The organism is Nonomuraea sp. NPDC049129 (genome assembly GCF_040648495.1).
Classification (GTDB): domain Bacteria; phylum Actinomycetota; class Actinomycetes; order Streptosporangiales; family Streptosporangiaceae; genus Nonomuraea.
Map to the genome: position 1 here is coordinate 503712 of NZ_JBEZDU010000004.1, position 18797 is coordinate 522508.

23 protein-coding genes are annotated in these 18797 nt (G+C 65.7%); 3 read left to right on the top strand and 20 right to left on the bottom strand.

Features of this window, described 5'->3' with window-relative positions; genetic code table 11:
* Nucleotides 1–42: 42 nt before the first annotated feature.
* The 12 genes from AB0B64_RS15100 to AB0B64_RS15155 all read right to left on the bottom strand — a co-directional run bounded on the left by AB0B64_RS15100 (nucleotide 43) and on the right by AB0B64_RS15155 (nucleotide 11594).
* Complete coding sequence (locus AB0B64_RS15100) at nucleotides 43–3249, bottom strand: hypothetical protein (protein ID WP_358177760.1); 3207 nt, start codon at nucleotides 3247–3249, stop codon at nucleotides 43–45.
* 9 nt (nucleotides 3250–3258) lie between these two features.
* Nucleotides 3259–3633 carry a hypothetical protein gene (locus AB0B64_RS15105; protein WP_358177763.1) on the bottom strand — a complete coding sequence of 125 codons (375 nt, stop codon included), beginning with the start codon at nucleotides 3631–3633 and terminating at the stop codon, nucleotides 3259–3261.
* Between the two features lie 65 nt (nucleotides 3634–3698).
* Entirely contained in the window at nucleotides 3699–4037 is a 339-nt protein-coding gene (locus AB0B64_RS15110; RefSeq protein WP_358177768.1) for a hypothetical protein, read from the bottom strand.
* A 139-nt stretch (nucleotides 4038–4176) separates the two neighbouring features.
* Nucleotides 4177–5028, bottom strand: coding sequence for an IPT/TIG domain-containing protein (locus tag AB0B64_RS15115; RefSeq protein WP_358177771.1), 852 nt, complete (start codon nucleotides 5026–5028; stop codon nucleotides 4177–4179).
* A gap of 60 nt (nucleotides 5029–5088) precedes the next feature.
* Nucleotides 5089–5520, bottom strand: a complete 432-nt coding sequence (locus AB0B64_RS15120) for a hypothetical protein (RefSeq protein WP_358177774.1) — start codon at nucleotides 5518–5520, stop codon at nucleotides 5089–5091.
* Complete coding sequence (locus AB0B64_RS15125) at nucleotides 5520–5813, bottom strand: DUF5403 family protein (RefSeq protein WP_358177777.1); 294 nt, start codon at nucleotides 5811–5813, stop codon at nucleotides 5520–5522. Before AB0B64_RS15125 ends, AB0B64_RS15120 begins: the two co-directional genes overlap by 1 nt.
* Nucleotides 5810–6178 carry a hypothetical protein gene (locus AB0B64_RS15130; protein ID WP_358177779.1) on the bottom strand — a complete coding sequence of 123 codons (369 nt, stop codon included), beginning with the start codon at nucleotides 6176–6178 and terminating at the stop codon, nucleotides 5810–5812. Before AB0B64_RS15130 ends, AB0B64_RS15125 begins: the two co-directional genes overlap by 4 nt.
* Complete coding sequence (locus AB0B64_RS15135; RefSeq protein WP_358177782.1) at nucleotides 6178–6570, bottom strand: hypothetical protein; 393 nt, start codon at nucleotides 6568–6570, stop codon at nucleotides 6178–6180. Before AB0B64_RS15135 ends, AB0B64_RS15130 begins: the two co-directional genes overlap by 1 nt.
* Before the next feature lie 65 nt (nucleotides 6571–6635).
* Nucleotides 6636–7652, bottom strand: a complete 1017-nt coding sequence (locus AB0B64_RS15140; protein ID WP_358177784.1) for a hypothetical protein — start codon at nucleotides 7650–7652, stop codon at nucleotides 6636–6638.
* Nucleotides 7653–7722: 70 nt separating this feature from the next.
* Nucleotides 7723–8319 carry a hypothetical protein gene (locus AB0B64_RS15145; RefSeq protein ID WP_358177787.1) on the bottom strand — a complete coding sequence of 199 codons (597 nt, stop codon included), beginning with the start codon at nucleotides 8317–8319 and terminating at the stop codon, nucleotides 7723–7725.
* A 78-nt stretch (nucleotides 8320–8397) separates the two neighbouring features.
* Complete coding sequence (locus AB0B64_RS15150) at nucleotides 8398–9897, bottom strand: phage portal protein (protein ID WP_358178024.1); 1500 nt, start codon at nucleotides 9895–9897, stop codon at nucleotides 8398–8400.
* A 110-nt stretch (nucleotides 9898–10007) separates the two neighbouring features.
* Nucleotides 10008–11594, bottom strand: a complete 1587-nt coding sequence (locus AB0B64_RS15155; protein WP_358177790.1) for a hypothetical protein — start codon at nucleotides 11592–11594, stop codon at nucleotides 10008–10010.
* A 562-nt stretch (nucleotides 11595–12156) separates the two neighbouring features.
* Here AB0B64_RS15155 and AB0B64_RS15160 point away from each other — a divergent pair.
* Nucleotides 12157–12582: a hypothetical protein gene (locus AB0B64_RS15160; protein WP_358177793.1), complete on the top strand. Its 426-nt coding sequence runs from the start codon at nucleotides 12157–12159 to the stop codon at nucleotides 12580–12582.
* An 11-nt stretch (nucleotides 12583–12593) separates the two neighbouring features.
* Here the strand turns inward: AB0B64_RS15160 and AB0B64_RS15165 are convergent, their stop codons facing one another.
* The 7 genes from AB0B64_RS15165 to AB0B64_RS15195 form a co-directional block, all read right to left on the bottom strand.
* Nucleotides 12594–13019, bottom strand: coding sequence for a hypothetical protein (locus AB0B64_RS15165; RefSeq protein WP_358177796.1), 426 nt, complete (start codon nucleotides 13017–13019; stop codon nucleotides 12594–12596).
* A 335-nt stretch (nucleotides 13020–13354) separates the two neighbouring features.
* The gene (locus tag AB0B64_RS15170; protein WP_358177798.1) at nucleotides 13355–13630 is read right to left on the bottom strand and encodes a hypothetical protein; all 276 of its coding nucleotides are present in this window, start codon (nucleotides 13628–13630) and stop codon (nucleotides 13355–13357) included.
* Nucleotides 13627–13968 carry an HNH endonuclease signature motif containing protein gene (locus AB0B64_RS15175; protein WP_358178027.1) on the bottom strand — a complete coding sequence of 114 codons (342 nt, stop codon included), beginning with the start codon at nucleotides 13966–13968 and terminating at the stop codon, nucleotides 13627–13629. Before AB0B64_RS15175 ends, AB0B64_RS15170 begins: the two co-directional genes overlap by 4 nt.
* Nucleotides 13969–14322: 354 nt before the next feature.
* Nucleotides 14323–14544 (bottom strand): hypothetical protein, encoded by a 222-nt coding sequence (locus AB0B64_RS15180; protein WP_358177801.1) that lies wholly within the window; start codon nucleotides 14542–14544, stop codon nucleotides 14323–14325.
* Nucleotides 14541–15281 carry an Ada metal-binding domain-containing protein gene (locus AB0B64_RS15185; protein WP_358177804.1) on the bottom strand — a complete coding sequence of 247 codons (741 nt, stop codon included), beginning with the start codon at nucleotides 15279–15281 and terminating at the stop codon, nucleotides 14541–14543. The genes AB0B64_RS15180 and AB0B64_RS15185 overlap by 4 nt, the downstream gene beginning before the upstream one ends.
* On the bottom strand, nucleotides 15278–15964 hold the full coding sequence (locus AB0B64_RS15190; RefSeq protein ID WP_358177807.1) for a 2OG-Fe(II) oxygenase: 687 nt from the start codon (nucleotides 15962–15964) through the stop codon (nucleotides 15278–15280). Before AB0B64_RS15190 ends, AB0B64_RS15185 begins: the two co-directional genes overlap by 4 nt.
* Before the next feature lie 11 nt (nucleotides 15965–15975).
* Nucleotides 15976–16449, bottom strand: a complete 474-nt coding sequence (locus tag AB0B64_RS15195) for a methylated-DNA--[protein]-cysteine S-methyltransferase (RefSeq protein ID WP_357942329.1) — start codon at nucleotides 16447–16449, stop codon at nucleotides 15976–15978.
* Nucleotides 16450–16556: 107 nt separating this feature from the next.
* Here AB0B64_RS15195 and AB0B64_RS15200 point away from each other — a divergent pair, with 107 nt between their 5' ends.
* Nucleotides 16557–16958 carry a hypothetical protein gene (locus tag AB0B64_RS15200; RefSeq protein WP_357942331.1) on the top strand — a complete coding sequence of 134 codons (402 nt, stop codon included), beginning with the start codon at nucleotides 16557–16559 and terminating at the stop codon, nucleotides 16956–16958.
* 11 nt (nucleotides 16959–16969) lie between these two features.
* Here AB0B64_RS15200 and AB0B64_RS15205 read toward each other — a convergent pair whose 3' ends face one another.
* On the bottom strand, nucleotides 16970–17533 hold the full coding sequence (locus AB0B64_RS15205) for a TetR/AcrR family transcriptional regulator (protein ID WP_357942333.1): 564 nt from the start codon (nucleotides 17531–17533) through the stop codon (nucleotides 16970–16972).
* A 68-nt stretch (nucleotides 17534–17601) separates the two neighbouring features.
* Here AB0B64_RS15205 and AB0B64_RS15210 point away from each other — a divergent pair, with 68 nt between their 5' ends.
* Complete coding sequence (locus tag AB0B64_RS15210) at nucleotides 17602–18771, top strand: FAD-dependent monooxygenase (RefSeq protein ID WP_358177810.1); 1170 nt, start codon at nucleotides 17602–17604, stop codon at nucleotides 18769–18771.
* The last annotated feature ends 26 nt before the right edge of the window (nucleotides 18772–18797 follow it).

Below are 18797 nucleotides of genomic sequence, written 5' to 3' on the forward strand. Positions count from 1 at the left end.
AAGGCCCCGACCAAAGGGCCGGGGCCTAGCTCGAAGGGCGGATTACTCGTAGAGGGCGTCGGCGTAGGCGAGCTGTCGCCGAAGCTGCTCCTCGGTCGGGACGTTCGGAGCCGCGTTGATGGTGATGTGGTAGACCCGCTGGGGCTCAGAGCCGCCGGCCTCCACAGACGCCGGCCTGCCTCCGAGCGCCCGCGCGTAGGACCTGATCGCCTCGGCGGCCTCGGCCTGTTGCTCGAAGGGAGTGACCAGCGCCATGGGCTCGGCCGTCTCCGCACTCATCAGCGACGGCTCAGGGCCGAAGTTGCCGCCGCCGTCACCCTCGCCGTCGCTCGAATGGTTCTCCTGGATGTTCACCACGATGTTCGTCGTGAATGTCCGGTCGAGCTGCTCAAGCTGGCTGATGATGCGCGATACCGCGCCAGAAACCGCCTGCTCGGCCTCGTTCATCTCCGACTTGATGTTCGCGGCGAATCCACCGAGCTTGCCGGCCTTCTCAGCGGCCGGCGGGAGCTTGTTGAACTCGTCGATCATCTTCTTGCAGCCGTCGGTGACCTTCTGCTGCGCGTCCTTCATGGCCTCTTCGACCTTCTTGGTCGTGCCCGAGAAGTCGGAGGCCGCGGCCATGTCGGTCGGGAGCTTCTTGTACGCGGTGACCGCGTTGGTCACGCCCGTCGTCACTGCCTGAGCGATGTTGGTCATCTGGGTGGTGACGGCGGCTGTCACCCCGGTCGATCCGGTGGCCATCGCTGACGCGAGCTGTGTGGGGAGTTGCTGGAAAGCTGTCACGATGGCCGGCACGCCGGCTGTCACCGCCGTGGCGATGGCCGTCATCAGCGTGGTGACCGACTTGGACACGTCGGCGCTTTCGAGACCCTTGGTCATGCTCTGCCCGAGCTGGGTGAACGCCTCGCCCATCTTTGGGGCCGCCGCCGAGACGATGGTGGACATCTGGTCGAGCTTGGTCTGGAGCTCCTCAGGGGTCTTGGCGTTGCGGACCATCTCCGGCAGCGCGTTCATCACCGCTGCGAAGCTGGACTGGATCGCCTGACCGCTGGTGGAAACCTTGGAGGCGGATTCGTCCATCTTGATGCCCAGCATCGAGGCGATCTGAGACGCCTGGACCTGGTTCTCCATGCCCTGGAGCATGGCCCTGATCTGCTCGATGTTCTTAGGGCCGGCTGACGTGACCGCGCTGAGGACCTTCTGCATGTTGTCGGCCATGGCGGTGTTCAATCCGCCGCCGGCAGTCCTGGTCTCGTCGATCAGCTTCTGCATCTGATCGACCCAGGACTGCGAGATTTGTCCGCCTTCCACGGAAATCGTGTTCTTCAGCTCAAGGAACCGGGTGTAGAAACCCTGGCTGAGCTGGGCTCCCTTGCTGTCGCCGTCGGCAATCATCTGGTCGAGGCCGGAGGACCACGCCTGCTTGATCTGAGTCATCTGGCTTGCGGCCTCACCGACCGCAGCCGCCAGTGATGCTGAGAGCTGCTTGGCCAGGTTGGACGCCTTCTCGGCCGTGTTGTCGGCCTGGTCCATGAGCCCCTTCAGGTGCTCATTGGAGACGGTGACTGAGTCGGTGATCTTGCCGCTCAGCAGGTCCATGAAGTTGACGGTGTTCTCCACCGCGTTGCCGATGCTCGACGTCATCGACACGGCCACCTCGGCGGCCTTCGTGCCCAGGTCAACGAGGGCCACGGCGAAGTTGGTCAGCCCCTCGATCGTGCCGGGGTCAGAGAGCGCCTTGGCGAGCTGGTCTACCCCTGAAGCGAATGCGGTGATCACTGCCGGTGCCATCTGGGCGAAGGCGGCTGCGACCTGCTCCAGGGCGGGGGCCATGGCCGCCAGGCCGTCGGCGAGTGCCTTGGCCGCGGTGCCGTAGATCTCCTTGTTGGCGGCGAAAGCATCGAAAAGGCTCTTGAACGCCTCAGCGATGCCCATGATCACGTCAGGAGCAAAAGAGGAAAACGCTCCCGCCAGGTTGCCGATCGAGGGCAGCAGAAGGAGTGCCGCATCGGCGATGGCCTGGAACCCCGCGCCGATCTCTGGCGCCCAGGCCGACATGCTGGTGAAGAAGTCGCCTATCGCCTGACCGAGGGTCGCCATCCCGGACTGGATCTGATCCCAGAACCCGGAGGCCGCCAGGTCCTCCATGGCGTTGGCCATGCCGACCAACGCATTTGTAGCGAAGTCGGCCATGGCCTTGGCCAGGGGCTCAATGGCCTCTGCGGATGCTTGGAGCGCCAGGACGAAGGCGTCGTAGAAGGGCTGGCCTTCGCGCATCGCGTCGGCTGCCTTCGTGGCCATTTCGGCGAACTTCTCCAGCATCGGCTGAAGGGACTCACGGAAGCGATCCGTGAACGCGCTGACGGTGGCGTCCCACTCCTCACGCAGCTCCTTCGAGGACTGCATGAAGCTGTAGACCAGCCCTGCGAAGATGGCCGGCAGCGCGATCAGCGCCAGTGCCGCAACGGCCACACCACCGATCGCGATGGCGGCTGCGCCAGCCGCGACTACCACAGAACCCAGCAGAGCGACCAAGCCGGTGATCACGATTGCCGTGCCGCCCAGTTGGGCGACGGTGCCGACGACAGACAGGGCTGTGGAGCCAACGCTGCTGAGCACCGAGGACATCCCTGACCCAGCCGTGGAGACACTGGAGGCCGCACTTCCGGCCGCACTGCCAACCGCGCTGAACGCGCTAGTCAGCCCCGACAGCATCGAGGTAGCCCCCGACAGTGCGTTGGTAAGCAGAGCCCCGAAGTCACCGAGTACCTGCTTGGCCTTATCGAAGGAGCTGACGTCGATATCGACCTTGATCTTCTTGGTCTCGGTCCGCGTCAGCAGCTTCAGCTTGGCCTCGGCCGCCGCGGCGTCCAGATCCACATTGATCGTGAGCTTGCGCCCGTTCAGGCCGGCAAGCCGCTCCTGCGCCTTGGCAATGGCACCGTCGATAGCGCTGGTTTCGACATCGAGCCGCAGCTTCGCGGTCCGATCCTGAGCTGCGCGAGCGATGGCCGCCTCGGCGGCGGCAACGTCGGCATTGACCTCGATGTTGACCGAGTGCTTGCCCGAGGTGATCCGCTTGAGATCGGCCTCGAACTTCGCGAAGTCCGCCTCGATCTTGATGTCCAGTGACTCGTTGGCGTACCGGGCCAGCTCCGACTTGAGATCGGAGCCGAACCCGGAGGTGTCCGGGACGACCTTGACGCCAACTCGTGCGACTTCCTTGCGTGCGGGACTGGCCGCCATGAGATCCTCCTAGGCCCGCTCAATGGGGCGAGGAGGAGGCAGAGGGATAGCCGACCCTGGTCCGAGGTGCGCAGGAGCACCCTCACCCCGTAGACGGGAAAGCAGTGGTGTGGTCTTCGTGGGTTCGGGCTTGGTCTCCACGCCGGGCCTCGGGTACGGAGGAGGCGGCTTGAGCTTCTTCGGGTCCTTCGCCTTGGAGGCCGCGAAGAGGAAGGTGAGTCGCTGTACGGCGTCGAAGAGGTCCGCGACCATGTAGGCGTGACGGTCCCAGCCGGCGTACTCGGGGCCTCGCACTGCCGAGATGTACGCGGACTCTGGGGGTAGTTGCCTGATGAGCGCCAGGACGAGCTTGGGGGAGAGCCGGCCGCGGGCCAGGTCGCACAAGTCGATCTGGTAGATCCGACGGAAGTCGGCGACCAGCTCGTCCCCGTGGCTGTCTAGGAGCTCGATCAGGCAGAGGCTTCCCCCGGGCTACCAGCCGCGTTCCACTCGTTGAAGACGCGAGCGTGCATGGCGGGGGGCAGGTCGGCCAAGGACTTCTTCAGCGAGTCCTTCCGGTCAGAGACCGCCACGAGGATGTTGTCGATCGCGGCCAGGCGATCGAGGGAGTCCGCCTCCTGGTCAGCCACCTTCTTCAGCAGCACCTGCACGGTCTTCAGCTCGTCCTTGCTGAGCAGAAGCAGCGGGCGAAGCATGACCGTCTTGCCGTCCTTGGCGATGAACTCCAGAGACTTCTCAGCCATCTCCAGCTCGGCCTCGGCGACCAGGTCCGCATAGTTGAGAGCCATGAGGCTTCCTTTCTTCTTTCTTCTGGGGATGTAGGGATGGCGAAGCCCCGCCGCGCGGCCATCCCCAGACGCACGGCAGGGCTCGGTGCTCAGGCGGGCTTCGACACCACGCCTGAGCTGGAGAAAGAAGGAAGAAGGATCAGGGGGCCTGGTCGATCGTGAACGCCTGGCCCGTGCTCTCGCCGAAGTTGGTCTCCGCCTTGACCTGGACGGACAGGTCGCCCGTCTCCACGGGCGTGGGGACGGTGACGGTGACCTGCGTGCCGGTCGGCGTGGTGGTCACCTCGGTCCCCTCGTAGATGCCGAACCAGATGGTCACCGGAGCATGGAGGTTGGTACCGGTCAGCGTGACCCGAGTGCCCGGGGCGCTGGAGGCGGGGTTGATCGCGGTCACGGTCGGCGGGGTGACGACCACGGCCTTGCCCCACATGACGGGCGAGATCTCACCGAGACCGGCCACACCGCCCAGGACGGTGGCCTTGACCGGCATCTCCGTCAGCGCCGACGGGTCGTAGGTGACGCCCTCAGCACCGATCAGAGCCACTCGCTCGTAGTACTCGACCACATGGCGGTCGCCGTCCACGGCGACGATGAGCATCGCCTTGGTGCTCGCGGCCGGCACGTTCGGGATGACGAAGGAGCCATCCGCGGCGACCTGGCCACCGCCGTAGTAGAGCTTGTAGGTCTCCACCGTGAAGTCCGCCAGGTTCAGCGTGACCGTGTAGACCTTCGGCGGGTTGGTCGTCCGCAGGGACGGGTTTTGCCAGGTACCCAACACCTCCGGGTCGTCGCCTTCACTCTCGTGGGCGATGCCGTTCTCCAGCGAGGTGTTGCCGATCGACTCCCACGGGAAGCCGACGCTCTCGCGCAGGGTGCGCAGGTTGCGGATGTCCAGCGGCAGGGTGGGCTTGGGCGTGCCTTCGGGCGCGCAAAAGACATAGCCGGTGTTCGGGACCAGCACCGGGTCCTTGGTCAGATACGTAGGAGCCATTGCTACCAACCTCTTGATTGAGGGCATGCGGAAAGGAAGGGAGGTCACAGGGGAGGGGAGTTAGCGCAGCCCTCGCACGGAGATCTGGTAGGTCCCCTGGAACATGAAGGTGTCGCCGTGCTTGCTGCTCAAGCCGTCGTAGACCAGCGAGGGGGCGTTCACCTCGCGGAAGCCGAACAGGTATCCGGCTTCGTTGTCGCTGATGTAGCGGTAGTTCTCACGGCCCGCCGTGGTCATGGCCGCGGCTGCACGCCGGCCCAGCGTCGATGCATCGCCACGAGTGGAGGCAAACGCCTCGATCTCGAAGAAGCAGACGCTGTAGAGGTTCGGATGTCGAGAAGCCCCACCAGGAGTTGCCCGCACGACCAGGAAGTCCAGCCTGTCCCAGCCCTGCGGCGCCTGGCTGTAGATGCGAGACCGGCCGTTGGTGACCAGCTCGGGCATGTAGTGAGTCAGGGCCGCCATGATCGCCTTCTCCGGATCAGGGATCATCACATTTCCCTGACGGTCTGCTCGATCACGTAGGAGCCCTGAACTTGCTCGTCCGCCCAGCTGTTGTGGTGGCCGTAGTTGTAACCCAGCGCTCCCTCGTCGGAGATGCCGAAGAAGGCGTCCTTGGATCCCACACGTTCGGCAGACACGCTGCCGGCCATCCGGCCGGTTCGCTTGGCGATGTTGGCCTTCAGCTTGCGTGCGCCTCGGTTGGCGGTCTTGACCACCTCAGCGGTGACACCCTCCAGACCAGCCACGATCTCCTCGACGTCAGGATTCACCCAGACACTCACTCGGCGTCCCCCTTCAGCTCGGCCAGGAGCCAGACGTAGCGGATTCGCCGAGTCCTCCATTGCCGTGGGGCCTGGACCACCGTCCAGGTCTGGCCCTGGGCCTCAAGCCGAGTCCACTGCCGAACCTCATCCAGCGCGGGGGTCCACTTGATGATCACGGTGATTCGGGCGGCATCCGCCCAGCCCTGACCAGCGAACCTCATGTTGATCGCCCAGCCGGCACCGGCAAAACCGGTTGGCAGGATGAACGCCTTGTACTCCTTGGCGGTCTCGGCCGCCACGGGCGATTGCCCCGCGCCGTAGCCGTCATCCACCCACTTGGTGTCGAAGATCTTGACGACCTCGGGGGCTCTGTCCAGGAGCATCAGGCACCACTCCCGTCGTCCACAGTGGTATCGGGGATGTAGCGGCTGACGAGCTGGATAGAACCGATGCCGCTGCGGCGCTTATAGCGACGAAGCTGGGTCACCGTATCGGCCGACAGCACCACCACAGCGCCCTGGTGGGCGTAGCTGGTGGACAGGTCACCGACTCGGTCGGCAGCGACACCCGGGTCCTCGTTGAGATAGCGGATGACCTCGCGAGCAGTGATACCCCGCACACCTGCGGGCGCAGGGCTGGTAGGGGTGAACACGCGCCCCAGGAAGTCCTCCACCAGCGCTGTCACGTCAGTGATGAAGGCGTTGACCTGATCCAGTTGTGTGTCCTCGTACACCTGCCCTGTACGAGCCTCGATGTCCGCGACCGTGAGGATCACGCAGACTCCTTTCGAGCAGGGCAAAGCCCCCGGCCGAAGCCGGGGGCTCACCGGGTGAGCGAGGATCAGGGGGTAGCGGGCGTGCCGACGACGATCTCCTGCGGGGCGATCACCTTGGCGTCGTAGTGGATACGCGCCTTGACGGCCTCGGTGAAGCTGTCCTCCGGCTCGTAGGTCTTCATGTCGATGTTCGGGATGACCGCGGCCACCGAACCCCGAGTACCGAGGACCATGTCGATGGACGTCGCGGCGGTGTGGGTCGGGCCCACCAGCGCCTGCTTGCCTCGCCGGGTCACGCGCGGACCGACCGTGTTGGACACGATGACCGGGACACCAGCAACGGAGCCGATGAAGCCGGACACCATGATCGGCGACCCACCCCAGTGAGACGCGTCGATGAACTCCTTCATCTTCAGCAGCTCGCTACGAAGCGAGGTGCCGATGACCAGGAAGCGCTCCTTCTCCGAGTTGATGTCGTCCAGAAGGGCGATCATGTCCACGATCTGGTTGTAGCGACCAGCCGCGCCGGCAACCAGGGGGACGCGCTCGACCAGGCCATGCAGCGCCGCGGTGCCGCCGTCGCTGTTGGCGTCCTTGCCCAGGCCAGAGTTCGCGGCGGTCTCGATCGAACCCTGAACGATGGCCGTAGCCACCAGGGCGTCGAGGGCCAGAGCGGTCTTGCGGGCGCGCTGACGGACCAGCTCGTCCATCAGGCTGATGCCCTGCTTGGTCTGCATCTGGTGGAGCGAGTCAACCTCGAAGTTGAAGCTCGAACCCTTCGCGACCTGCATCTTGATGAAGTCGAGCTGCGCGCGGTCGCGCGTGCCGACAGTGCCGTACGCCGGCACGACACCCTTGTCCGTCACGGTGTCAACGAAGTGGGGGATCCTGATGGTGTCCCCCTCCTTCTTGAACTCGCCCTCGTAGACGCTCGTCCCGAAGAGGTTGCCGAGGACAAGCTGGTCCTCGGTGTCCACCAGGAGCTGGGCAGACCACATCTCGGGGATGAAGGTGCCCTGGACGTTGGCGGTCAGACGTGCGCCGGAGTCCTTGTAGAGGCCGTTAGTGAAGGTGGTAGCCAATGGAGAAGTCCTTCGTTATGGACATACGAAAGGCCCTCGGCGAGTGCCAAGGGCCTGGTATGCGGGGGTGTCAGATTTCGCCGCGAAGCAGCGCGTCCGCTCGGCCGTCCTTGCGGGCCTGGACACGCTCACGGGGGCTCAGCCGCGCGAACTCCTCCCGGGTGAGCTGGCCCGGTGTGCGCGAGTCGCTCTGCGGACCGATGCCGAGCCCCTGAGCGAACTTGGGGGCCTTCGGCTGGCCGCCGGCATAACCGGTGACGAACTCGTTGATCGCGGCGTCGTTCACATCGCCGTTCGCGATGAACTTGGAGGTGTCGAGCAGCGCCTGAACAGGCGTGAGATCCACGCCAGCTCGGGCTGCCGCGGCCTCCAGCTTGAGCTGCGCTCGCTCGGTAACGCTGGACGTGCGAACTTCCTGACGACCCTGCTCACGAGCCTCTTCAATGGCTCGCTCAGCGTCGGTCATACCGGCCTTGCGAAGGCCGTCCAACTCCCTGGTGGCCTTCTCCCAGTTGCTCTCGTGCTTGCGGGAGAATCCCTTCCACTTCTCGGCCTCGGACTTCCAGTAGTCGAGGTCGCCCGAGTTGCCATCCTCCTGAATTTGGACAGGCGGATTGGCGTCGGCCGGGGGAGTGGTCTGGTCGTTGGCAGGGGTGTTCGTGTCCATCAGGTTCCTTCTCCATGTCGGATCGGGGGCATAAAAGAAGCCCCCGCCATGTCGGCTAGGGCTCGGGTGGTGCGGGTATTACGCGGCGCGCTTCTGGCGCTCGACCGAGGCGCTCTTGTCCTGAGCGGTCGGTGCCTTGGCCTCGCCACGAGCGGGAGGCTTGCTGCCGGCCGAGCCCGGTTGAATGGGCTTACCGGTGAGAGGGTCCACGTCCTTAGGGCCGTACTTGTCGTCCAGCTCCTTCTGACGCTTCATCTGCTCCTCACGCATCGAGTCGAAACGCTCGATCTGCGTGGGGGTGTAGCCGTACTCCTCCTGGAGCTGCTTGTCAGGAACGCCCAGTTCCTTCATCTTCAGCAGGGAGTCGGCTAGCTGCGCCTTGCTGCGGTACTCGGGGTCCTCCCAGATGACCTCTGCGCTGTACGCCTCGGCCTTGGACGTGTCGCCCTCAACCAGGAAAGCCAGTCGCAGAGCCTCTTCCCAGGACTCTCCGAAGTGCAGCATCCGCTCGCGAGCCTTGGCCACTAGGCCGGCCTCGGCTGCGGTGATGCTCTCGCCGGACGGCGCTTGACCGCCGTTCAACAAGAAGTAATGAAATGGCACCCTCGACTGGCTGGCCATGTGCTGGACCAGCATGTCGATGAGCACTACGTAGTTCGACAGGTCCGCTGCCTCGAACTGCCCCCACTTGGCGTCAGGGTTGTCCAAGGTCAGGATGCGGTCGATGTAAGCCTTGATCGCTTCCTGGCGGGCGCCCTCAATCTCGTCAGCCGTGGGGTTCTCCGGAAGCGGCTCGACGCCGCTCAGGACCCTCTGTGGGAAGGCAGCGAACTCACTCGCCACAAGGGCATCCGCGGCGACCTTGTTGATGGCGTCCTGCACCGGGATGATCGCCGCAAGCTCCGAGAACGGAGTCAGCTTCAGCCGGGTCCTGTTGAGCAGCGGGATGACCGGGACTACGCCGAGGGGGTTGGACTCGCCTACAGGCTCAGTCCAGAAGCGGCCCTCACCGTCACCTTCGCGATTGGATCTCCAGACGCCGTCAGGCAGCCAGAGCGTGGAGTGCTCGGTGCCCCAGTCGTCGATGTACCACTTCAGCGCAGCCGCGCGCTTGCGGCGCGAGCCAGGCTCGTACTGAACGGTGACTTCCTCGGCGGACTCAGGCACGATGAGCGCCTTGTCCTCGTCGTCACCCCACACCGTCAGGTAGGCCGAGCCGCCCATCAGGGCGTCGATGTGGGCCCCGTTGCTCTCGGCGTCGAGGTAGTTCCGCTGCCAGATCTCGTTGGCGTCTTTGTCCGCAGGCTCCTCGGCCTCCATGCGGAAGCCCTGGATGCGGAGACGCTCGCTGACGCTGTCCACGACCAGCGGGCAGAAGTTGTCCCGCCAGCCGACGAAGAGATCACCGAAGATCTCGGAGAACTTCTTCTGGGCATAGCTCAGGATCTTGTTCTCGGAGTCGTAGTACGTCGAGTACTTCCGCACGTCAGAGCGCTGTGAGCTCAGCTTGCCTTCGAGGTAGTTGATCCATTCCAGCGGACTCTGGGGTCGGCCTCCAAGCCGTCCTGGCACTGCCATCCTCCTGACTGCCAGCCTCTTATATCGAGGCAAAAAAAGAGAGAAGCGGGCAGTTAATTGCCAACCTCATGAATCTGGGCAAAAAAAGAGAGATGAGCCGATCTACGCCCTTAGTAGGTGCGGATGCGTGCGCGTCGGCGAACCTTCATGCGCCCGTCAGCTATGGCCTCGCCTCGGGCTTCGTAGGCCAGGACTGCCGCAATCGCGGCGTCGATCTTCTTCCGGGACTTCTTCGACTCCTTGCGGATCAGGAGCCCCTGAGGGACCTCGTAGGTCACCGCGTTGGTGATGTGTCGGCCGAGGTCGGGGTTGCCGTCGTGGCAGATCTCCTCGGCCAGATGAGCCGCAGAGTGGAAGCGCTCGATGGCCTCGACCATCTGGCGGGCTCGCTGCGGTGAGAACTCGTAGACGATGTCCCGGCCGTCGCGGTCGGCCTCCTTGAAGTCCAAGGCCCAGGTGCCGACGACGTTTTGCCAGTAGGAGGGGTCCGCGTAGACCCACTCGACTTTGAAGGTCTCCCGCGCCTGGCGCATCCTCTTGTCCACCAGGAGCGTGTCCACCTGCCACTCACGGAGAGGATCGTTGGGGTCCTCGTCCAGGTGGATGATGAACAGCTTGCCGTCACGGAGACGGCAGCCCACGATCGCCGTGGCGTCGCTGTAGAGCGAGCCGTCGAAGCCAATCGCGATCTGATCGCCGGCCTTGATCGGGTCATCATCGTTCCGGAGCCCGTCCCAGATGGGCTTGGCAATCCAGTTCTCCGCCGATTCTTGGATCTTGTTCAGGTAGAAGCGGTACGCCTGGGCCACGCTCGTACGCGGGTCCTGAATCGCTTCGATCAGGCCCTCAATGTCCACCCAGTGCGAGTCGCCGTACGCCTGCTTCAGGCCGAGCCTGACGGCGTCCTCGTCCTTGAGGTCGATCTCATCGGAGTCGGCCTCTACGCAGTCGTAGAGCAGCTTGCCGTTGGGCTTCTTCTGGTACGCCTCGTAGGTCCGCTGAGCCACGCTGTCTTCGTTCGGATTGAACGCATTCGTGCTCTCGACAAAGCGAGAGCCCGCGCCGGCTGTCTTGCGGATGTTGCGGTCCAGTACCTCGAACACGGCGGTGCCGCCGTTGTTCGGCACCCAGTGGTGCGTCTCGTCGGCCACCACGAATGTGGGCCTCGCGCCCTCCAAGCCACGGCTGGAGCTCGTGACGGGCTCGATACGACCGGGTCGACCGGAGCGGAACTGGATCCGCTCCTTGCCGAGCTCCAGATCGAACTCGACCTCTGCCGGCGAGTTCGCCAGCATTCCGCGGATCATGTCTCGCGTGTTCGCGGTCTGGTCGATCGAGGTGGCAGCGATCTGCACCAGCGGCAGGCCAACGGCCTTGCCGACGGGGAAGCCTGCCTCGTCGAAGTGGCTGAATCGACAGGGGCCGATGAACTCGATGATGGCCAGGGCAGCGAGGACGGGGGTCTTGCCCCAGCCCTTCGACCGCCTGAGGGCTGCCGTGTCGTAGAGCCACTTGCCCTTGTCGTCGATGGCGTAGAGCCACAGGATGAAGCGCTTCTGCTCGACGCTGAACTGCCACGGCTGGCCGGCGTTCTCGCCGTCCGGCTGGACCAGGTAGCGCTCACCCCAGCGCAGGATCTGGTAGCCCAGGCTCCGTGTCGGGTGGGGGACTCCCTCGGGGAGGTTGCCGGTTTGCATGCGGCATCACCTCCCGGCCCCCTGGGGAGCTACGATTAAGTTGTGATTCCTGGAGTAGGCGTCATAGCGCTCCCGAGCGCGGACCAGGCCGAGCGCGATGACGAGCGCGAATGCGTGAGCCGCATGGAAACGCGCAGGAGAAGGCGAGCGGAGCTCTGGGCTTTCACCGGCATGTGGGGCGTCGGGGCGGCCACCTGTGGCACCGTCTCAATGACAGGGCCAATTGTACCGCAAATTGATAGTTGGCTGGCGGGCTTCTTTTTTGTCTGCGCAGCTTGCGCGCTTACACGCTTTGTGGTTCTCGGCGGGGAGGTACTCCGACGCCCGATCGTGCGCGGGAAGCATCATCGATCGCTTGTCGTGGGGCTTCGTCAGCCAGGGTGGAAGGCATTGCTGTGGCTGCTGGGAGTGCTATTCGGTGCAGTGGCCGGAGCTATGGTTGCCAAGGCGTTCGACATCTGGATTTGGTGACTGCTTGGCCGCTCACGCGCCCCCGAGTTGTCTCCACAGCTCCATGTCGCAACAGAGCTTGCCTGTTTGCACAGGCATCACCCCTGGCGTTATGAAGTTGAAGGTCGTAAGGATCTATGCGCTGGGTAAAGACGCTTGTGCGTGGGTTACCGCGCCATCGGTTGGCTGCGGAGGCGGTCAGATGCTGCGATGGAGAGGCGCCATCATGGGATGTCTCAGAGCGACCGTCGGCATCATCTTCATGCTTATAAGCATCTTGGCCTGGATCTGGGGACTCATCGAACTGTGCCTGTGGGGCTTCAAGGGCACCGGATTCCTACTGCCACACTTGCCCGATGGCTCCTGGGTCTGGCTATTGCTGTTCAACATCATCTCGGCCATCTGGGTGAATGCGATATCGGACAAACCCGATAAACCCGACAAGCCCGTGAACCCTTACCTCATTGGTCGTTTTGCTTGGGCATGCCAGCTTTGCGGGTCCGAAGATCACTCGACCGAGTACCACGCGGGTCGGTAAGAATTCCGGGGTCACGCGCCCCCTAGCTGCCGGTACAGCTCGAAGTCGGCGACGTTCTCAGGCTGCGAATCGGGCTTGTCATCGCCCTTCTTCTCGGGCTTGCCCATCCGCAGGCGCATGCGGTCAGTGACGGTGGCACCGAGGAGGCTCTCGTTCTGTCTGATCTCGGCCAGGGCGTTGTGGCCTGGCCGGCGGTAGTACGCCTCGACGAGCGGGGCCAGCATCTGCAAGCGCTGCCAGTCGGTCGCCTTGAAGCTCTCCGACTGCTCGGACTCAGCCCAGGTGTCCCACCAGCGAAGGGTGGCCACGCTGTAGGAGTCCCTCTTGAACAGCTTCTTCAGCTTGTCTGGTACGTCCTCGTCGCCCTCAAGGTGGCTTAAGTCCACCGCGTTGCGACGGACGGCGTTCTCCTTGGGGGCGGGACCTCGTCCCGCCACGCTCACTTACCTCGGGAGTTACGAGCGCGGGCACCGCGCTGGGGGTTGTCCTGGCCCGGAGGGACCGGCTTGGCACCCTTGGCGCCAGGCTTCTGTGCAGCCTTGGTGGTCGGCTTGGTCTCGACGGGCTTGCCAGCCTTGGCCGGCGTACGCCTCGGAGCTGCCATGTGCATCACCCTCCATGTAGAAGAAAGAAGTAAAGAGGTTGGCATGGGCCCCCACCGTCCGCATGCCTGCCAGCCCCCCAGCCCTTAGCCGGATCGTTGCTGGCGTCCCGAGATGGGCCCTCAGGCCCAGTAGCCGTAGCCGACGAGTTGACGGGATCCTTCCTCGGCTTAGGCCGATGCTTGGAAGGAGTAGAAGCAGAAGTAGTTGCCGGCGCATGAGTTGCACGGGGCGGCCGAGTCGTCCCATCGGCCACAGCCGAGGGCGAAGGTGTCGGTGTCGCCGACGGCCTCGGCGAGGTCCGGGTACTCGGGCTCGGGGTCTGGGCCGCGATCGGCAAGGGTGTCGAAGGCGGTGTCGCCTTCACCGTCAAGGAAGCAAGGAGTGGGACATGAGCCACACCAGCTTCCTGGGCTACAGCTCTCGGTGAAGTTGTCATAGGTCATGTGCGTCGCGCCCTCCCTCGCGCTGCCTCCCCCTGGGTCTTCTCGTGGTGGCATGGCCCGCAGATGCAGGCCAGGTTGGAAAGGTCCCAGGAGCCGCCTTCGGCGACTGAGCGGATGTGGTCAACGATCTGGCCGTGGGATCCGCAGAGGTAGCACCGGTCTCTGTCTCGCCGTCTGACACGACGTACTAGCGTCGCGGCGTTGGATGGCCGGTCCCTGTTCCGTGGACTCTGGTGAGCCCATGGCTGGTAACAGGCTTCACATCGACCCTTCTTGGTGGCTGCCTTCCGGCAGCCCTTCTCAAGGCACTTGGAGGGTGCTCGTGGCAGGGAGATCACCTCCAGGAGATCGGACTCAGAACTGGAGGTGATGAAGAAGAAAGAACTCCCTAGGTCGGGCTTCAAGGCCCGACCAGTAGTAAGGGGTAACTAAGTAAGTAGGCCCCTTTAAGGGGGCCTCTTTAAGGAGTAGGTAAGTACCCCCTTGTAGTCCCCCCACGGGGGGGAAGGGAGGAGAGCACGCTTGGTATCTGCGCTGCTCCCTCTTTCCCCTTCCCTATGTGTATATCCCCCGGCGGATCCCAGATCCCGCCGGGTTTCCGGGCTGTGACCTTCGTCACATGACCTGAGCTGGGCTTCCGCCCTCGCGGGTGGCAACGTGGATCTTCCCGCTGACGGATCTTGCGTGGTAGACTACACGCGGGTAAGTGTCCAGTACTGGTGCCAGTGCCAGCCGACGCACACCGTCTGCACTGACATGACGCCGCCTCGGGGCAGTACGGTGTGCCGGATCGGCACCGGGCCCGCCGCCCACTCGCGGCACGCCCGTACCAGATGACGCTGCTCGTCGAGCGTCAGCCAGCTCGGCGCGTGCACGGCGCCTGGAGCGATCTCTCGTGTCGGGAGTGGGATCATGCCGGGTCCCGATGGATCAGGTTGCGGCTGATTCGCCAGGTGGTGCCGTCGATGTCCGCTCCGCGCATGCCCTCCAGTGTTCCAGGCGGGGCCAGGGCGACGGCTTGCGCGGTGGAGGCGAAGCCGAACGTACGGCCGGGGTCCCAGTCGGTGCTCTGCCGGAGGCGTTCGCTCATCCGGGCCCAGCCCAGTGGCGCCCCCGCCACCACCCACGCGTCCGGCGGGCCCGCCACGAACCGCCTGGCCTGCCGGAGCCACGACGCCGCCTCCTCCGGCCAGTCGACAACGCCCAGCACAATCCCTTCCCACGCGCTGTCCGCCTGAGGGCCGCTTTCCCACGCGGCGGCGAACGCCTTCGCGGAGAGGGCGGCGTCGCGGCCGTGACCGATCACGACAGCCGTCACGCGCGGCCGGGCCGCGGCCAGCAGGCCGAGCAGTCCGCCCAGCTCAGCCGCCGTATGCCCAGCCATCGCCCGTTCGGCCGCCGCCTGTTCCGTCTTCCATATCTGGTACGCCTGCGGCAAACACACCGCGCACGGCCGGTATCCAGCCGCGATGGCCGTCACCTCGTCCGCGAAGAACACCCGTTCCCGCACATACCCCCCACGCGAGATCGCCCGCCGGGCCGACGGGCAGTCCAGCCGCCCGTACAGCCGTGCCCGCCGATGCCCGCCCAGTGTCCCGGGCAGCACGCTGACGTACGGCCAGCCGTCGGCCCCGATCAGCGTGTACGTCACGAGGCGTCGTGGAAGACGAGGCCCAGCGTGTGCCGCAACCCCGAGCGGACCGTGCTGACCCCGTGCCGCACCGGCGACGCCGACCACCCGCGCGAGGACCGCACGGGCCGGTCCCGGGTGGTGAAGATCAGCCCGTGCCCCTGCGGCAGCAGGGTCACCGTCCCGCGCGACTGCGCCCGAGGGCGCTGTTCCACCAGCAGGAACTCGCCCCCGGTGTAGTCGTCGCCCGGCTTGTCGAGCCCGATGACCACCTGCAGCGGGAACACCAGGTCCCCGTACAGGTCGCGGTGCAGGGCGTTCCAGTCGCCCTCCTGGTAACGCAGCAGGATGGGCGTCGGCTTGGTCTGCCCGGCTTCGTGGCACATGTCCAGCCACTCGGCGAAGTCGTCCGGCCAGGGCGCGGGCTGCCCCAGGCGGGCGGCCCAGTCGCGGGCGATGGGCAGCAGGTGCGGGTAGAACGCCGCCCGCAGCTCCGCCACCAGCGGCGGGAAGGGCTCGCGGAAGTAGCGGTACTGCCCGCGGCCGAACCGGTAGCGCTCCATGTCGATCGTGGAACGGAACCGGCCGACCTCGCCGTACAGGTTCGCGATCTCCTTGCAGTCGGCCGGAGAGAGGACCGGCGGCGTCAGCGCGCAGCCGTACGCGTTGACCTCCTCGGTCAGGGCCGTCCAGTCGGCCTTCATGATGTCCTCCATCAGATGAGCTGCGGCTGCAGCGCGCCTTCGAGCGTGAGCAGCGCGTGCTTGCGTTCGACGCCGGCCGCGTAGCCGGTCAGGGAGCCGTTCGCGCCGACGACGCGGTGGCAGGCGCGGATGACGAGCAGCGGGTTCGCGCCGATGGCCGCGCCGACCGCGCGGATCCGGTCGCGTGCCACGCCGATGCTCGCGGCGAGCTCGCCGTACGTCGTGGTGGTCCCGTACGGGACGGCGTCCACGGCGGCCCAGACCCGCTCCTGGAAGGCGGTGCCGCCCGAGACGCGGTCCAGGTCGAAGGCCGTCCGCTCGCCCGCGAAGTACTCGCGGAGCTGACGCTCGGCCTCGGCGAACGCGCCAGGGTCCCGCCGCCACTCGGGGCGCACGGCACCACCGAACGCCACACGGGTCAGTACGGGGTCGCCTACGAGCAGGATCTCGCCCAGTGGGCTGTCGATCGTTGTGTAGATGCTCATACTCTCTACAACACCGCCACCAGCCAGAAAGTCAGCGGTTTTCGGACCTTTGGGCATACCGATGCCCGCACGTTCGCAGGCATGGACGGGGACGGTATGTTACGCGCGTGCTCTCCACACCGCGTCCGGACGACCGCGTCGCATCCGCCTTCCGATTCGCCACCGAGCTGGTCGCCTGGGTCGCGACTCCGTGGGCCCTGGCCGCCCATTCCGTGCCGCTGGCCGTGCTGTCGGTGGTGGTGCTGATCGGGTTGCCGACGCTGTTCTCCACTCCGGGTGACAAGCGGAATGTGATCGTCGCGGTGCCTGGGGCGGTGACGATCGCGCTGGTCGTTCTGCAGGTCGTGGCCGCCGTGGTGGCGGCGTGGGCCGCCTGGCACGTGTTCGCCGCCGTGCTGGTGTCCGTGCTGGCCGTGGTAACCGTGGTGCTGGAGCTGCCGCGCTGGCGGTGGCTCGTCTCAAACGCTCGCGTTCACGGCGCTGTTGATGATGGCGGTCGTGAACGGTGAGGGCGAGGCCGTCAAGGGCGGAGTCCGTCCAGCAGGACGGTGAGGTAGGCGTCGGTGAGTTCCCGGGACGGCGGCTGAATACGAGCGACCGCTAGGGCGGTCTGGCCGATCAGAGTCGTGATGATGGCGGGGTCGATGTCGGTGCGGACCGCGCCGTCGCGGCGTGCCCCGTCGATCATCTCCTCGACGGCGCGGACGAGGTCGGCGCGCAGGGCCGTGGTGGCGGGTAGGTCCAGGCCGCCTAGCTGGTCGTTGATGGCGTAGTGCGCGGCCTGGAAGGCGATCAGCTCGCGGAGGAAGATCCGCAGGGCCTGCGTGGGCGTGGTCTCGGCGAGGAGGTCGCGGGCATGCTGCACCACCGGTTCAAGGAGCCGGGACACAGCGGCGTCCAGGAGTGCGTCCTTGCCGCCGAAGGCGCGCACGACAGTCGCCGCCCCCAGGCCCGCCTTCTTGGCGATGGCCTCGACAGTAAGGGATACGCCCGGCTCGGTCAGTAGCGCGGTGGCCGCGTCCAGGGCGAGCCGGCGATTGCGAACGGCGTCGGCCCGGCGCGGGGGTTCAGCGGATGTTGACAACTGGAATGCTCATTTCACATAATCAACTGGAACGTCCATTTCAGTTATCGTAGCGCGAAGGAGTCCCCATGAACGAGCGGATCCTGATCTCCGGCGCGAGCATCGCCGGCCTGACCCTGGCCCACTGGCTGGCCCGGCACGGCTTCAAGCCCACCGTGGTCGAGCGCGCCCCGGCGCTGCGTTCCGGCGGCAACGGGGTGGACGTGCGCGACAACGCCGTCGAGGTGATCGAGCGGATGGGACTCCTGTCACGGGTCCGCGAGCTCGCCACCGATGTACACGGCATGAAGTTCGTCGACGCCGACGACCGGGCCGTCGCCCGGATCGACACCCGGGACCCGGCCTCCGTCGAGATCATGCGCGGTGACCTGGTGGCCCTGCTGCACGAGGTGACCGACGCCGAGTACTTGTTCGGCGACTCCATCCTCGGCCTGCGGCAGGACGACGACGGGGTGACGGTCACCTTCGAGCACGCGCCTGCCCGCCGCTTCGACCTGGTCGTCGGCGCCGACGGCATGCACTCCAACGTCCGCCGTCTCGCCTTCGGCACCGAAGAGCAGTTCGTCCAGTTCAAGGACCACTACTTCGCCTTCGCCGATGCCGACGCCTCGCTCGGTGAGGACCGCTGGGTGACGATGTTCAACACGCCGGGCAAGATGACCGGAATCTACCGATCCGGCAACCACGCTCAGGCCAAGGCGTACTTCATCTTCCGCTCCGCGCCGCTGAAGTTCGACCACCGGGACGTCGCCGAGCACAAGCGACTGATCGGCGAGGCGTTCGGGGACGACCCGTCCTGGCGGGCCGCGGAACTGCTCGACACGGCCCTGGCCGACCCCGACTTCTACTTCGACGCCCTTGGCCAGGTGCGGATGGACTCCTGGTCCAGCGGCCGCATCACGCTCGTCGGCGACGCCGCCTGGTGCGCGTCCCCCGCCTCGGGCGCGGGCGCGGAACTGGCTCTGGTCGGTGCCTACCGCCTCGCCGGAGAACTCGCCGCCGCAGGCGGCGACCACCGCATCGCCTTCACCCGCTACGACCTCGCCCACCGTCCGCTGGTCGTCAAGAAGCAGCAGATCGGTCCTAACGTCCGCCTCATGGTGCCCAAGACCGAAGGCGGCCGGTGCGTCCGCGACGTCGTCGCCCGCCTGCCGTTGATGAAGGCGATCGGCGCGGTGGAGCGCCGGGTGCAGGCCAGGAACGCCCGGCCTCTGCCGGAGTACGCCCCAGCCCGCTAGGTGGTGTGGCTGCGGTCGGGCCGGCC